The 16,158-nt window shown below is 62.6% G+C and carries 12 protein-coding genes; 11 read left to right on the plus strand and 1 reads right to left on the minus strand.

Translation table 11 applies throughout. The annotated features are described in order from the left end of the window. The first annotated feature begins 527 nt into the window (after window positions 1–527). From CS006_RS05955 to gmk, 11 genes are all read left to right on the plus strand, one after another. A complete protein-coding gene (locus CS006_RS05955) occupies window positions 528–3,026 on the plus strand; it encodes a transglutaminase domain-containing protein (RefSeq protein WP_100510867.1) in 2,499 nt (832 codons plus the stop codon). A 355-nt stretch (window positions 3,027–3,381) separates the two neighbouring features. After that, a complete protein-coding gene (gene rpsL, locus CS006_RS05960) occupies window positions 3,382–3,753 on the plus strand; it encodes a 30S ribosomal protein S12 (RefSeq protein ID WP_100510868.1) in 372 nt (123 codons plus the stop codon). A gap of 5 nt (window positions 3,754–3,758) precedes the next feature. After that, window positions 3,759–4,229: a 30S ribosomal protein S7 gene (rpsG, locus tag CS006_RS05965; RefSeq protein WP_100510869.1), complete on the plus strand. Its 471-nt coding sequence runs from the start codon at window positions 3,759–3,761 to the stop codon at window positions 4,227–4,229. Between the two features lie 28 nt (window positions 4,230–4,257). Next, window positions 4,258–6,387: an elongation factor G gene (gene fusA / locus CS006_RS05970; RefSeq protein WP_100510871.1), complete on the plus strand. Its 2,130-nt coding sequence runs from the start codon at window positions 4,258–4,260 to the stop codon at window positions 6,385–6,387. Between the two features lie 197 nt (window positions 6,388–6,584). After that, complete coding sequence (tuf, locus tag CS006_RS05975) at window positions 6,585–7,784, plus strand: elongation factor Tu (protein ID WP_100510872.1); 1,200 nt, start codon at window positions 6,585–6,587, stop codon at window positions 7,782–7,784. Between the two features lie 264 nt (window positions 7,785–8,048). Beyond that, a complete protein-coding gene (efp, locus tag CS006_RS05980; RefSeq protein ID WP_100510926.1) occupies window positions 8,049–8,615 on the plus strand; it encodes an elongation factor P in 567 nt (188 codons plus the stop codon). A gap of 29 nt (window positions 8,616–8,644) precedes the next feature. Further along, complete coding sequence (gene nusB, locus CS006_RS05985; RefSeq protein WP_100510873.1) at window positions 8,645–9,073, plus strand: transcription antitermination factor NusB; 429 nt, start codon at window positions 8,645–8,647, stop codon at window positions 9,071–9,073. A gap of 67 nt (window positions 9,074–9,140) precedes the next feature. Next, entirely contained in the window at window positions 9,141–10,376 is a 1,236-nt protein-coding gene (gene carA / locus CS006_RS05990; RefSeq protein ID WP_100510875.1) for a glutamine-hydrolyzing carbamoyl-phosphate synthase small subunit, read from the plus strand. Beyond that, complete coding sequence (carB, locus tag CS006_RS05995; RefSeq protein ID WP_100510876.1) at window positions 10,369–13,740, plus strand: carbamoyl-phosphate synthase large subunit; 3,372 nt, start codon at window positions 10,369–10,371, stop codon at window positions 13,738–13,740. The genes carA and carB overlap by 8 nt, the downstream gene beginning before the upstream one ends. 70 nt (window positions 13,741–13,810) lie before the next feature. Beyond that, entirely contained in the window at window positions 13,811–14,854 is a 1,044-nt protein-coding gene (pyrF, locus tag CS006_RS06000) for an orotidine-5'-phosphate decarboxylase (protein ID WP_243386822.1), read from the plus strand. Between the two features lie 101 nt (window positions 14,855–14,955). After that, window positions 14,956–15,561, plus strand: coding sequence for a guanylate kinase (gene gmk, locus CS006_RS06005; RefSeq protein ID WP_100510878.1), 606 nt, complete (start codon window positions 14,956–14,958; stop codon window positions 15,559–15,561). A 410-nt stretch (window positions 15,562–15,971) separates the two neighbouring features. Here gmk and CS006_RS10860 read toward each other — a convergent pair. Next, a partial coding sequence (locus CS006_RS10860) for a hypothetical protein (RefSeq protein ID WP_207760010.1) occupies window positions 15,972–16,158 on the minus strand: 187 nt, incomplete at its 5' end.

The following is a 16,158-nucleotide window of genomic DNA, read 5'->3' on the forward strand; positions in this document are numbered from 1 at the left end:
GAGGGAATCCGAACGGGTGGCAATCCAATGGGCGGCAGCCGAACGGGCAGCCGGCCAGTGGATGGAATCCCAATCAGGGGCAGACCCCAGGCCAGGGACGTCCCGCCTATGGGCAGCCTGCCGGAGGGCCGCCGCCACGTTCGCCCTACGGATACGGTGGGCCGGGCGATCCCCGATACGGCCGGCAGCGGCAATATCCGCCCCAATCCGGTCAACCCAACCAGTATGGCCAGTCCGGCCAAGGGCGTTCGATGCATCCCGGCCCGTCTGGAAACGTGCAGAATCCGCAGAATGCCCGGAACATGCAGGACGGACGTCCGCAGCGGTTCCCTCAGGCCCCTGCTCCGCAGCAGAGGCCGAACCTCCAGCCGGGCAACCAGATTCCGCCCTATCAGGGAGCCGGTTCTCAGCGACCGTATGGAGGAAACCAGCCGCCGTATGGTCAGCGGCCGCATCAATCCCAGCCGCAATCTCCGCAATCCCGACCGCAGTCCGGCCCGCAGCCCCCATACCAGGCAACGTCGCCGATGAACCGGCCCGGCCAGTCGGTGCCTCCGGTCGCCCCCGCGCAGCCGGCCGACGGCCGTCGCCGTCGCCGCGGCTCCCACACGAAGGGACGACCGTCATCCCCCGGCAGATACTCGGTGCGTCCGCCGCAGTCGGCGACGGCGATCAAGACGAAATCACGATGGACGAACATCATCACGCTGGTCATCGCCGCCGTCGTGATCGTCGCCCTGTACGCCACCTATACGTTCTTCACCAACCGCAACGAACACGGCCATGCCAGCGGCGACATGTCGGTATACGGCAACAGCTTCGACACCGCTAAATACGACCTGCAGAAGCCATGGCTCGACACCCCGTCCGACGTCACGTTCAGCGAGAACGTCGGCAAGATGTCCGCCATGATGAAGCAGTACACGGAAGGTATGACCAAGGACGGCGAGCCCATCGCCGCGGTCTACACCGACCCCGCGCTCACCCAGCGGTACAGCATCAACGTCTCGGAGGACAAGGACAAACCCGGCTACGTGAACATCCACGCCGCCAGCTTCGCCCCCTGCGCGAACTACTACGATCCGGGGGAGAAAAAGCTCCACGCCCAGTCGTTCGACGACATCGTCGCCAACGACTATTTTGTCGGCGACAGCTGCCTCGACCGGCAGCTCAACGACGACTACTTCGCCGGCGACGGCTCCGTGGGCGGCAAGTTCATCGGATTCGAACGCTACTTCCTCGTCGTCTACTACGGCGAGAACGGCGAGAAGCTCGCCAAGCCCAAGGTCACGTACTTCACCGTCTACGACGACAAGCACGACCTCGGCGCCCCGCAGAACGTCAAGGCCACCGTCAACAAGAAGGGCGAGGTCAACGTCAGCTGGAACCCCGTCGAAGGGGCCACCCACTACCGCGTGTACCTCAGGACCGGCGGCAAGATCAAGACCAAGGACGCCTCCAAGCAGGAGAGGAACCAGGCCGACACCTCCGCACAGGACACCTACCTGCTCGCCAAGCCCACCAAGAACTCGGTGAACCTCTCCGACTGGGACCCGACCAAGGCCCCCGGATTCCGCAAATACCTCACCGGGGCGTTGGACAAGGCCGACGAGCAGTTCAAGACCGGCCACGTGTATTCCGACGGCCCGATATACCAGAACATGCAGTTCGCCAACCTGTTCTTCGGCGACAGCGAGGACCAGGGCTTCACGCCCGGCGGCAGCGAGACCCTGGAGGAGAATCATTCCTCGTACCAGCGCTCGCTGACCAATACATCGCTGCTCGTGGTGGCGTTCGGCGAGGACGAGCAGAAGACGAACTCGCCGGCGACGCAGATCAACATCACGTCGATGCTCTCCCAGGTGCCGTTGGGTCCGGCATTCAACGCCATGATGGACGAATCGAATGCCAACAAGGAGTACATCACCTACCTCACCGTGGCCGACGGTCTCACCCGCGTCGTGCCGCGCCAGTACGACTGGTCCACCGCCAAGGTGACGAGCAAGGGCGTGGAGGTCACGTTCCATCTCGGACAGACGAAGATGCATTCCACGCAGGTGCTCACCGACAAGGGCAGCACCGTGGAGGAGGTCAAGGCCCGCGTCGAGAAGGAGTCCGCGGCCGTGCAGGCGGCCGACAAGCAGACCGGCCTCATGTCCGGCGGCTCCGGCACCATCGACTGGGACGACACCACCGGCGACGTGTCGAAGACCGTCGACCTCAGCGGGGTGAACGGATCCATCGAATACGTGAAGTACATCGCGGCGAATCTCATGCAGGACCGCACCTACATGGACATCACCAAGTACTACGAGCAGGCCGGCGCACCGACCGTGAAGGACGCCGTGGACGAGGCCGTGGCGCAGAACCCGTTGCTCCTGCACACGTACGCCTACTCCGGCACCAAGAGCAGCGGCGGCAAGGTCTACCTCAAGGTGCAGTACTACGACGACAGCTTCGGCTCCGACACCGCCAAGGTGCGCGAGCAGCTCGACAAGAAGGCCGACCAGATCGTGGCGAAGATCATCACGCCCGGCATGGACGACCGCGCCAAAGCGGTGGCCATCAACCGGTACCTTGTCGACAACTTCGCCTACGACTACGACACCTACCGCAACGAGATGGGGGACAACCGATCCGGCGGCAGGGAGTTCTATGTGAAGCACAAGAGCAACCAGAACGCCTCCGGCCTGCTCGGCACCTACAACGGCGAGAACCTTTCGCTGACCGTATGCGCCGGGTACGCCAAGTCGTACAAGCTGCTTGCCGACAAGGCCAAGCTCAACGCCATATACGTCACCGGCACCGTGAACACCGGCACCAGCAACGGCGGCCATGCGTGGAACAAGGTGAAGATAGGCAACCAGTGGCTTGTGGTCGACTCCACCTGGAACGACACCGGCAGCGGATCGAGTGACGAGTACACGCTGGTGACCGACGACAGCGCGGTGATCCGCAACCGCGGCCAGGTCTACGACCACGACGAGATCGTCGACGCCAAGCTCGCCGACTACGGCATCAGCTGACGAGGTCTCGCCGATGTCCTCCTCTCATGGCTCCCCTCGACGAGGGGAGCCATGAGGCGCCAGCCTGACTGAGGGGAGGACACCGTCTGCCCTGCCTCCACCTCCGACTCGCCGATGTCCAGCCGTCTGATAAACTATTTTCTCGTGTGTGCCATTAACGCGGCATATGTGATTGGCTGCGTTCGAGTGGGACATCCCCGAGTCCAGTGACGCGAACCGGTAACGGCAAGCCGAGGACGGAGGGCCATCGGGCCGGTGGACTGTGGCTGGAATATCCGATTCGAGGATGTTCTTCGGGCTGCAGTGTGGCGGCTCCACAGAAGAACAAATTTCCATGTGAATCGGAGAACTTAAGTTGCCTACGATTGAACAGCTCGTCCGTAAGGGACGCAAGCCGAAGCCCAAGAAGTCGAAGACCTTGGCGCTGAAGGGCAGCCCGCTGCGTCGCGGCGTGTGCACCCGTGTCTACACCACCACCCCGAAGAAGCCGAACTCGGCTCTGCGTAAGGTCGCCCGTGTGCGCCTTTCCTCGGGCATCGAAGTCACCGCCTACATCCCGGGCGAGGGCCACAACCTGCAGGAGCACTCCATCGTGCTCGTGCGCGGCGGCCGTGTGAAGGATCTGCCGGGTGTGCGTTACCACATCGTGCGTGGTGCGCTCGATACCCAGGGTGTCAAGGACCGCAAGCAGGGTCGTTCCCTGTACGGAGCAAAGAAGGCGAAGTAAGAGAAATGTCACGTAAAGGACCCGCTAAGAAGCATCAGCTCCTGCCCGATCCGATCTACGGTTCGACGGTGGTTGCCCAGCTCATCAACAAGATTCTGCTCGACGGCAAGAAGTCGATTGCCGAGGACATCGTGTACTCCGCGCTTGATATGGTCAAGGAGAAGACCGATCAGGAGCCCGTTTCCGTGCTGAAGCGCGCTCTTGACAACATTCGCCCGAGCCTCGAGGTTCGCTCCCGTCGAGTCGGCGGCGCCACCTACCAGGTGCCGGTCGAGGTCAAGCCGGGCCGCGCCAACACGCTGTCCCTGCGCTGGCTGACCGACTTCTCCCGCGCCCGCCGCGAGAAGACGATGGCCGAGCGTCTCGCCAACGAGATTCTTGACGCCTCCAACGGCCTCGGCGCTTCTGTCAAGCGTCGCGAGGATACTCATAAGATGGCAGAGGCGAACAAGGCCTTCGCCCACTACCGCTGGTAATCAGTAGAACGAGAGTTAAGGAAAACTCATGGCACTAGACGTGCTCACGGATCTGCACATGATCCGCAACATCGGCATCATGGCTCACATCGATGCCGGTAAGACCACCACCACCGAGCGAATCCTGTACTACACCGGTAAGAACTACAAGATCGGTGAGACGCACGATGGCGCTTCGACGATGGACTTCATGGCTCAGGAGCAGGAGCGCGGCATCACCATCCAGTCCGCCGCCACCACTTGCTTCTGGAACCGTCAGTCCCACGACACCAAGGACAAGTTCCAGATCAACATCATCGACACCCCCGGCCACGTGGACTTCACGGCCGAGGTGGAGCGTTCGCTCCGCGTGCTCGATGGTGCCGTCGCCGTGTTCGATGGCAAGGAAGGTGTGGAGCCGCAGTCCGAGACCGTGTGGCGCCAGGCCGACAAGTACGGCGTGCCGCGCATCTGCTTCATCAACAAGATGGACAAGCTCGGTGCCAACTTCTACTACTCCGTCGACACCATCAAGGAGAAGCTCGGCGCCACCCCGCTCGTCGTCCAGCTGCCGATCGGCGCTGAGAACGACTTCGCCGGCGTCGTCGACCTCATCCGCATGAAGGCCTACGTCTGGAACGACGTCAAGGACGACATGGGTGCCCACTACGACACGACCGACATCCCGGCCGACCTTCAGGAGAAGGCGGAGCAGTACCGCTCCGAGCTGCTCGACCAGGTCGCCGAGTCCGACGAGGCCCTGCTCGAGAAGTACCTCGAGGAAGGCGAGCTCACCGAGGACGAGATCCGCTCCGGCATCCGCAAGCTCACGATCGCTCGTGAGGCATACCCGGTGCTCTGCGGCTCCGCCTTCAAGGACAAGGGCGTGCAGCCGATGCTCGACGCCGTGATCGACTACCTGCCGAGCCCGGAGGACGTTCCCTCCATCGTCGGTTTCGATCCGAGCGACGAGTCCATCGAGATCGACCGCAAGCCGCTGGTCTCCGACCCGTTCTCGGCTCTGGTCTTCAAGATCTCCACCCACCCGTTCTACGGCAAGCTCGTGTTCGTGCGCGTGTACTCCGGCCAGGTCAAGCCGGGCGACACCGTGCTCGATTCCACCAAGGGCAAGAAGGAACGCGTCGGCAAGATCTTCCAGATGCACGCCGACAAGGAGAACCCGGTCGATTCCGCCGAAGCCGGCAACATCTACACGTTCGTCGGCCTCAAGAACGTCACCACCGGTGACTCCCTGTGCGACGAGAAGGCCCCGATCTCCCTCGAGTCCATGACCTTCCCCGATCCGGTGATCGAGGTGGCCGTGGAGCCGAAGACCAAGGCCGATCAGGAGAAGATGAGCATCGCCCTCGCGAAGCTCTCCGACGAGGATCCGACCTTCCAGGTGAAGACCGACGAAGAGTCCGGCCAGACCCTTATCTCCGGCATGGGCGAGCTCCAGCTCGACATCATCGTCGACCGTATGCGTCGCGAGTTCAAGGTCGAGTGCAACGTGGGCAAGCCGCAGGTGGCCTACCGCGAGACCATTCGCAAGGCCGTCATGAACCAGGAGTACACCCACAAGAAGCAGACCGGTGGTTCCGGCCAGTTCGCTAAGGTCCTCATGAACTTCGAGCCTCTCGACACCGAAGAGGGCGAGACCTACGAGTTCGTCAACGAGGTCACCGGCGGCCACATCACCAAGGAATTCATTCCTTCGATCGATGCTGGTGTGCAGGAAGCCATGGAATCCGGCGTGCTCGCCGGCTTCCCGGTGGTGGGCGTCAAGGCGACCGTCACCGACGGCCAGACCCACGACGTCGACTCCTCCGAAATGGCCTTCAAGATCGCCGGCTCCATGTGCTTCAAGGAAGCCGCTCCGAAGGCCAAGCCGGTCATCCTCGAGCCGATCATGGCCGTCGAGGTCCGTACGCCGGAAGAGTACATGGGCGATGTGATGGGTGACATCAACTCCCGCCGTGGCTCCATCCAGCAGATGAGCGACTCCACCGGCGTCAAGGTCATCGACGCCAAGGTGCCGCTGAGCGAGATGTTCGGCTACATCGGCGATCTTCGTTCGAAGACCCAGGGCCGTGCAATGTTCACCATGCAGATGGATTCCTACGCCGAGGTGCCGAAGGCCGTCTCGGACGAGATCATCAAGGCCCAGCGCGGCGAGTGAGCCGTGCTTGACCGTCAGTGATGGCGGTCTCAGCCGGCCAAGGCGTCGTGTCGTCGGCGAACGGTAGAATTTTCTGCTGTGAGCTGGGCGACACGGCGCTAAAGTTGGCGAAACTACCGAAAACCCAGTAATATGTAGCGAGTGTCTTGTGCATGGTTTGCACAGGCAAACTACGAGACGTCCAGGAGGACAAACACATGGCAAAGGAAAAGTACGAGCGTACTAAGCCGCACGTTAACATTGGTACCATTGGCCACGTCGATCACGGTAAGACCACCCTGACCGCCGCCATCTCCAAGGTGCTGCACGAGGAGTACCCGGATGTCAACCCGGAGTACGACTTCAACCAGATCGACTCCGCCCCTGAAGAGGCCGAGCGCGGTATTACCATCAACATCGCCCACATCGAGTACCAGACCGCGAAGCGTCACTACGCTCACGTGGACTGCCCGGGCCACGCCGACTTCGTGAAGAACATGATCACCGGTGCTGCCCAGATGGATGGCGCCATCCTCGTTGTGGCCGCCACCGACGGCCCGATGGCCCAGACCCGCGAACACGTGCTGCTCGCCCGTCAGGTCGGCGTCCCGAAGATCCTGGTCGCCCTGAACAAGTGCGATATGGTCGACGATGAGGAGCTCATCGAGCTCGTCGAGGAAGAGGTCCGCGACCTCCTCGAGGAGAACGGCTTCGACCGCGACTGCCCGGTCATCCACACCTCCGCCTACGGCGCTCTGCACGACGACGCTCCGGACCACGAGAAGTGGGTCCAGACCGTCAAGGACCTCATGGACGCCGTCGACGACTACATCCCGACCCCGGTTCACGACCTCGACAAGCCGTTCCTGATGCCGATCGAGGACGTCTTCACCATCTCCGGTCGTGGTACCGTCGTCACCGGCCGTGTCGAGCGTGGCCAGCTGGCCGTCAACTCCCCGGTCGAGATCGTCGGCATCCGCCCGACCCAGAACACCACCGTCACCTCCATCGAGACCTTCCACAAGACGATGGACTCCTGCGAGGCTGGCGACAACACCGGTCTGCTCCTCCGTGGCCTCGGCCGTACGGACGTCGAGCGTGGCCAGGTCGTGGCTGCTCCGGGCTCCGTGACCCCGCACACCAAGTTCGAGGGTGAGGTCTACGTCCTCACCAAGGATGAGGGTGGCCGTCACTCGCCGTTCTTCTCCAACTACCGTCCGCAGTTCTACTTCCGCACCACCGACGTCACCGGCGTCATCACCCTGCCGGAAGGCGTCGAGATGGTTCAGCCTGGCGATCACGCCACCTTCACGGTCGAGCTGATCCAGCCGGTCGCCATGGAAGAGGGCCTCACCTTCGCTGTGCGTGAAGGCGGCCACACGGTCGGTTCAGGTCGAGTCACCAAGATCCTCGGCTGATTCCATCAACCGAAGTCTTGCGCTTAACCTAGCGACGTAGATCAGAAAGGGCTTCCACCAAGCAATTGGTGGAAGCCCTTTCTGCATATTCGGCCTTGTATATTCATCCCGTATATGCATGGTTTCCGCGATTCCCATCCGCCGTATCCCTGCAATCGGGAGCGCCGTCCGAAACGGCGGCACTCCGCTGTATGGACGGTATGGCATAATATACAAGGCTAATTTTGAGCATTGCCGATTTGATACATGAAAAGGTGAATGAACGTGGCACAAACTAGCAACGACATCAAGAACGGTTCCGTCATCAACCTCGACGGCCAGCTGTGGACCGTCATCAAGTTCCAGCACGTGAAGCCGGGCAAGGGCCCCGCCTTCGTGCGCACCACCATCAAGAACGTGCTCTCCGGCAAGATCGTCGACAAGACGTTCAACGCGGGTATGAAGATGGAGTTCGAGACCGTCGACAACCGCACGCTGCAGTACTCCTACGAGGACGGCGACAACTTCGTCTTCATGGACATGACGACCTACGACCAGATCTACATCCCGAAGACCCTGGTCGGCGACGACGCCAAGTTCCTGCTGGAAGGCACCGACTGCATCATCAGCTTCCACGACGGCACCCCGCTGTCCGTCGAACTGCCGGCCTCCGTCATCCTGACGATCACGCACACCGAGCCGGGCCTGCAGGGCAACCGTTCCAACGCCGGCACCAAGCCCGCCACCGTCGAGACCGGCGCCGAGATCCAGGTCCCGCTGTTCATCAACGAGGGCGAGAAGGTCAAGGTCGACACCCGCGACGGCTCCTACCTCGGTCGCGAGAACAACTGACCGTAACCGAAGCTTAAGGAATTATCTTCATGGCACGTTCCACCGCCCGCAAGAGGGCTCTGAATACGTTGTATGAAGCCGACGAGAAGGGACAGGACATCCTGTCCCTTCTTGCTGAGCGCATCGAGCATCCCGGCGCGCAGACGCCGCTTCCCGACTACGCCGTCGAAATCGTGCGCGGCGTGGCCGAACACCGTCGCGACATCGACACCGTCCTCGGCGAATGCTCCACCAGCTGGAAGGTCTCCCGCATGCCCGTCGTCGATCGCAACATCATGCGCATCGCGGCCTGGGAGATCATGTACAACGACGATGTACCCAGCGGCGTCGCCATCGACGAGGCGATGGCCCTGGCGAAGACGCTGTGCGACGCGGATTCGCCCAACTTCATCTACGGTCTGCTCAGCGCAGTGGCCGCGAAAACACAGGAAAACACCCAGGAAAACACCAACGAATAATCACCTGGGCATATCCACGCCCGTAGGTATGGTGATTACAGAATGATCCGCTGTTAAGGGGGATTGAGTGAGCCTCAATGAGTCCGAACCCACTGCGGTGGGTAGCTATGATGCACAAAACGCCGTTCTCGTTCTTGAGGATGGCCAGGTCTATGTCGGCCGGCCGTATGGCAGCGTCGGCGTGACCTTCGGCGAGATCGTCTTCGCCACAGGCATGACCGGCTATCAGGAAACACTGACAGACCCGAGCTACGACCGCCAGATCGTTGTCCAGACGTTCCCCCACATCGGTGATACCGGCGTGAACGACGAGGATCCCGAGTCCTCGCGCATCTGGGTCGCCGGATACGTCGTGCGCGATCCCAGCCCGGTGGTGAGCAACTGGCGTGCCAAGGGCAGCCTCGACGACAGCCTGCAGGCGCAGAGCATCGTCGGCATTAGCGACATCGACACCCGCAAGCTCGTGCGTCACCTGCGTTCCGCGGGCGTGATGCGCGCCGGCATCTTCTCCGGCGATGCGCTGGTGGGGGAGAACGGTGTGGTTCTGCCCGTCGCCGACCTGCTCGCCCAGGTCAAGGAGCAGCCGCAGATGAGCGGCTCCAACCTCGGCCCCGAAGTGTCCACCAAGGAGACCTACACCGTCGAACCGACCGGTGAGTTCGAGGGCAAGGACCCCCTCGCCACCGTCGTCGCCGTGGACCTCGGCATCAAGGCCATGACCCCGCACCGTCTCGCCGAACGCGGCTGCCGTGTGCACGTCGTGCCGATGACCACCACCTTCGAGCAGATCGAGGCCATGAACCCCGACGGCGTGTTCTTCTCCAACGGTCCCGGCGACCCGGGCACCGCCGACGACACCGTCGCCCTGCTGCGCAAGGTGCTCGACGCGGGATACCCGTTCTTCGGCATCTGCTTCGGCAACCAGATTCTCGGCCGCGCCCTTGGCTTCGGCACCTACAAGCTCAAGTTCGGACACCGTGGCATCAACCAGCCGGTGAAGGACCTGACCACCGGCAAGGTGGAGGTCACCGCGCACAACCACGGCTTCGCCGTGGATGCGCCCATCGGCCAGACCATCGAGACCCCGTACGAGCAGGGTCACTACGGCAAGGCCCGCGTCAGCCACATCGACCTCAACGACAACGTGGTCGAAGGCCTTGAATGCCTTGATATCCCGGCATTCTCCGTGCAGTACCACCCCGAGGCGGCCGCCGGTCCGCACGACGCCTCATATCTGTTCGATCGTTTTGTGAACCTCATGCTCAGCACCAAGGATTCCAAGGAAGGTAGTGTCAATGCCTAAGCGCACCGATATTCACTCCGTAATGGTCATCGGTTCCGGTCCGATCGTCATCGGCCAGGCCGCGGAGTTCGATTATTCCGGAACGCAGGCCTGCCGCGTGCTTCGTGAGGAAGGCATCCGCGTCATTCTCGTGAACTCCAACCCGGCGACGATCATGACCGATCCGGAGATGGCCGACGCCACGTACATCGAGCCGATCTCCGTGCCGATTCTCGAGAAGATCATCGCCAAGGAACGTCCCGACGCCCTGCTGCCCACGCTCGGCGGCCAGACGGCCCTGAACGCGGCCATGGCCCTCGGCGAGGCCGGTGTGCTCAAGAAGTACAATGTCGAGCTCATCGGCGCCTCGCTCGATGCCATCGACCGTGGCGAGGACCGCGAGCTGTTCAAGAAGGTCGTGGACGAGGCCGGCGCCGAATCCGCCCGTTCGTTCATCGCCCACTCCATGGAGGAAGTCGACAAGATCGTCGAGGAGATCGGATACCCGCTGGTGGTCCGTCCGAGCTTCACCATGGGTGGTCTCGGCTCCGGCATCGCGCACAACGAGGAGGAGCTGCACCGCATCGCCGGTGCCGGCCTGCACTACTCGCCGACCGACGAGGTGCTGCTCGAGGAGGGCATCGAGGGCTGGAAGGAATTCGAGCTCGAGCTCATGCGCGACCGTAAGGACAACGTGGTCGTCGTCTGCCCGATCGAGAACGTCGACCCCGTCGGCGTGCACACCGGCGACTCCATCACCGTCGCCCCGTGCTTCACGCTCACCGACCGTGAGTACCAGAAGCTGCGTGACATCGGCATCGCCATCATCCGCGGCGTGGGAGTCGACACCGGCGGCTGCAACATCCAGTTCGCCGTGCACCCCGAGACCGGCCGCATCATCGTCATCGAGATGAACCCGCGTGTCTCCCGTTCCTCCGCCCTGGCGTCCAAGGCCACCGGCTTCCCGATCGCCAAGATCGCCACGAAGCTCGCCCTCGGCTACACGCTCGATGAGATTCAGAACGACATCACGCAGTCCACGCCGGCCAGCTTCGAGCCGACCATCGACTACGTGGTCACCAAGGTCCCGCGCTTCGCCTTCGAGAAGTTCCCGGGCGCCGAACAGCGTCTGACCACCTCCATGAAGTCCGTCGGCGAGGCCATGGCCCTCGGCGGCAACTTCCAGGAGTCCCTCGGCAAGGCCATGCGCTCCATCGACAAGCGCCACATGGGCTTCAGCTGGGATGGGGAGAAGCCGGACGCCGACGAGGTCGCCGAGCTGCTGGAGAAGATCAAGGTGCCGACCGAGCACCGCTACCAGCAGATTCAGCGTGCCATCTGGGGCGGCGCCACCGCCGAGCAGATCTTCGATGCCACGAAGATCGACCCGTGGTTCATCGCCCAGTTCATTCTCATCGACCAGACCGCCCTGGAGATCAAGGCCGCCAAGACCCTGACCCCCGCCCTGTTGAAGAAGGGCAAGAAGGCCGGTCTGTCCGACGTGCAGATCGCACACCTGCGCGGCCTGGGCGACGAGGGCGAGAACACCATCCGCGAGCTTCGCTGGACCTACGGCCTGCGCCCGGTCTACAAGACCGTCGACACCTGCGCCGCCGAGTTCGACGCCGTCACGCCGTACTACTACAGCTGCTACGCCGACGAGTCCGAACTGCGCCCGCGTGAGCGCGAGGCCGTCATCATCCTCGGCTCCGGCCCGAACCGCATCGGCCAGGGCATCGAGTTCGACTACACCTGCGTGCATGCCGTCCAGGAGCTCGGCAAGGATTACGACACCATCATGGTGAACTGCAATCCCGAGACCGTCTCCACCGACTACGACATGTCCGACCGTCTGTACTTCGAGCCGCTGACCTTCGAGGACGTGCTCGAGATCTACGAGGCCGAGAAGGAGATGGGCCCGGTCAAGGGCGTCATCGTGCAGCTCGGCGGACAGACCCCGCTGTCGCTCGCCGCCCGACTCAAGGCCGCCGGCGTGCCGATCCTCGGTACCACGCCCGAATCCATCGATCTCGCCGAGAACCGTGAGCTCTTCGGCGAGGTGCTGCGCAAGGAAGGCCTCAACGCCCCGCGCTACGGCACCGCGCTGAGCCTGGAGGAGGCCCGCGAGGCCGCCAACAGCATCGGCTACCCGGTGCTCGTGCGTCCGAGCTACGTGCTCGGCGGCCGTGGCATGGAGATCGTCTACGACAACGCCCAGCTCGAGAAGTACGTGGGCCGCGCCCTCGACGAGGCCAAGGCCGACATGGTCGTCTCCGGCCGTCTGCCCTCCCCGCTGCTCATCGACAAGTTCCTGTCCGACGCCATCGAGATCGACGTCGATGCCCTGTTCGACGGCGAGGAGCTGTATATCGGCGGCATCATGGAACATGTGGAGGAGGCCGGCGTGCATTCCGGCGACGCCGCGTGCACCCTTCCGCCCAGCACCCTGTCCGACGATCAGATTCGCCGTCTGCGCGAGGCCACTCTGGCCATCGCCCGTGGCTGCAACGTGCGCGGCCTGGTCAACGTGCAGTATGCGTTCATGTCCAACACCCTGTATGTCATCGAGGCCAACCCGCGTGCATCCCGCACGGTGCCGTTCGCTTCCAAGGCCACGGGTACGCCGCTGGCCAAGGCCGCGGCCCGCATCATGGCGGGGGAGACCATCGCCGACCAGCGCGCCAACGGCCTGCTGCTGCCTCACGGCGACGGCGGCGATGTGCGCCCCGGCCAGCCGGTCGCCGTCAAGGAGTCCGTGCTGCCGTTCAAGCGCTTCCGCACGCCCGTCGGCAAGACCGTCGACATCCTGCTCGGACCCGAGATGCGCTCCACCGGCGAGGTCATGGGCTTCGACCGTGACTTCCCGCATGCGTTCGCCAAGAGCCAGCTTGCCGCCTACGAAGGCGGTCTGCCGACGAGCGGCAACGTGTTCATCTCGGTCAACGACACCGACAAGCGTCAGCTGCCGCTGATGGCCGTGCGTCTGGTCGAGCTCGGATTCAAGATCTGGGCCACCGAGGGCACCGCGTCGGTGCTTCGCCGCTACGGCATCGAGTCGAACATCGTCGACAAGATCACCGGTCGACTCGATTCCGACGAGACGAAGATCAGCCATGCTCCCGGCAGCACCGGCAAGAACGTCGTCGAGCTCATCGAAGAGGGCAAGATCGACATGGTGCTCAACACGCCGAACTCCCGTGGCTCCCGTTCGGACGGTTACTCCATCCGTGCGGCCGCCATCGCGGCCGACCTCCCGCAGTTCACCACCATCACCGAGTTCTCGGCGGTGCTGCTGGCGATCGAGGCCGTGAAGAAGCAGGATTATCAGATTCTGAGCATCCAGGAGCATGCTCAGCAGCTGTTTGCATTAGAGGGTGTGAACTAACATGAACAACACAGAGGCCCAGACCAGCATCGTCCAGCGTTCTGAATTCGGAAAAAGGCTCAAGGCGTCCATGGACCTGTATGGGCCTCTGTGCGTGGGCATCGATCCCCATCGCAAGCTGCTTGCCAAGTGGGGGTACAACGTCGATGCCCAGGGTGCGGAACTGTTCGCCATGCGCATGCTGCAGGCGGCGCAGGGCCGTGCCGCCGCGGTGAAGTTCCAGATGCCCATGTTCGAGCGCTACGGGTCCAAGGGATTCGCGGCGCTCGAAAGGGCGCTTTTCGCCGCACGTCAGATGGGCGTCATCACCATCGTCGACTGTCTTCGCGGCGGTCTGCCCACCACGGTGTCGGCATTGGCCGACGCCTACCTCAAGCCCGATGCCCCGATGCTTGCCGACGCCATCACGTTGCTGCCGTATTATGGCTTTCGTTCGCTGACGAACCTTGTCGGCGATGCCCTGGAAAACGGCCGTGGCGTGTTCATCGCTTCCGTCACGTCCAACACGGAGGGAATCTCACTGCAGTCGGCCATCCGCCAGCGTGGCGATTTCCCCGGCCAGACCGTGGCCTACGGCGTCGCCCACGCGGCGCAGAACTTCAATGACGGCGTCGAGGGCATGGGCTCGGTCGGTCTGATCATCGGCGCGACCATCGGCCAGTGGATGAAGACCAGCGGCGTCGATCCGTCCGTCTTCACCGGCCCCATCCTTTCCCCCGGCTACGGCTGGCAGGGTGCCGAGGCCAAGGACCTGAAGACGGTGTTCAAGGGCACCAAGGGCAATGTGCTGGTCACCGTCTCGCGATCCATCTCCTCGAAGGGTCCCGAGATCTCCGATCTCGCCATGGCCACGGAATCCATTGCGCTTGATGTGCGTCAGGCCCTGTACGAGGCCATGGAGGAGAACGACAAGGAAGGCGTTCCCGAACCGCCGACCCATACGGACAACGACGGCCACGATCCGGCGTTGAGCGCCGCGAATCTCGCCGACGGCCATCCTCCGGTCTCCACGCCGAGCACCCCCCATCAGCTGCATCCCCAGCAGGTCACGCAGCATCAGTCATACAATCGCTTTCTGATTTCGGATCCGAATCGGCGCTCCCGCATCATCTGAGATCATCGCATCATCCGCAATCACGAGGAACGCCACGGTCGAGAACGGCCATGGCGTTCCGCATATGTAAGAACAGCATGGAAAGGAACATGGAACCGGCAATGGTGACCACGAACGAACAGCAGACAAGCAAGCGGCGTCTTATCGTGCTCTCCGGCCCGACCGCCGTAGGCAAGGGTACGGTCGAGGCCAAGCTGCGTGCCGACCACCCCCAGGTCTGGGTGTCCGTCTCCGCCACCACGCGTGCTCCTCGTCCCGGCGAGGTCAACGGGGTCAACTACTGGTTCATGACCGAGGACGAATTCGCCGCCAAGGAACGTGAAGGCATGTTCCTTGAAACCGCGGTGGTCCACAATTCCGCGCATTACGGCACCCCCGTCGAACCGGTGATGGAGCATCTCGAGGCAGGCGTCCCCACCATTCTTGAGATCGACTTGCAGGGTGCGCGCCGCGTACGCCAGCGCGCCGCCGAACTCGGCCTCGAGGTGCTGTATGTCTTCCTCGCCCCGCCGAGCTTCGACGAACTCGTCAGGCGTCTGGTCGGACGCGGAACGGAGGACGAGGAACAGCGCCGCAAGCGTCTCGAGACCGCGAAGGTCGAGCTGGCCGCCGAGGACGAATTCGATGTCACCATCGTGAACGAGACCGTCGATCAGGCCGCCGCCGACCTGTGGAACGTCATCGCCAAGGAATACGACGTCGAATAAGGAACCGTCGAGCAGGGGAGTCCTGCCCGATGAGTCTTCAACGGCGTTTTCGAGAGCATTGCTCGAGAACATCGCCAAGCCCGGATATTTCCGGGCTTTTTCATATCCGGGCCGTGCATGTACGCATGAGGGCTGCGTGACGATGATTATTCGTCCTCGAAGATGTTCCATGGATGCGTCGTCGTTTATTCACATTTATCGGAATCACAAACTTATCGGAATCACAAACCATGATTGCCTGGCAACGGCGTCTGCTTGATGATGAACCGTGATCGCCATCGTCGTGAACTTTCGCGTGTTCACCATGTCGTAATGGTGGCAATGGCTATTGTTGGTGGTGGCGGTGGTGTCGTGCTGTGCTGCGGGGTTGCGGCGAGGCGGTGGCGACACGCCGGGGGAGCGTTGTGTTTTCAACGTTCCTTGGGGTTGTTTTGTCTTTCGGCTTGCGTTCCTTCCGGGGGTCGTGTATGTTTATCTCTTGCTGCCCGGCACGGATGGTTCGGCTTGGTTCCGGATCGTCGGTCGTGTGTGGTGGTGGTTTGAGAACTCAAGAGCGTGTTTTGTACTACTGAATTTTTGTTTTTGATTGCCAGTTGA

Source organism: Bifidobacterium primatium (assembly GCF_002802875.1).
Classification (GTDB): Bacteria; Actinomycetota; Actinomycetes; order Actinomycetales; family Bifidobacteriaceae; genus Galliscardovia; species Galliscardovia primatium.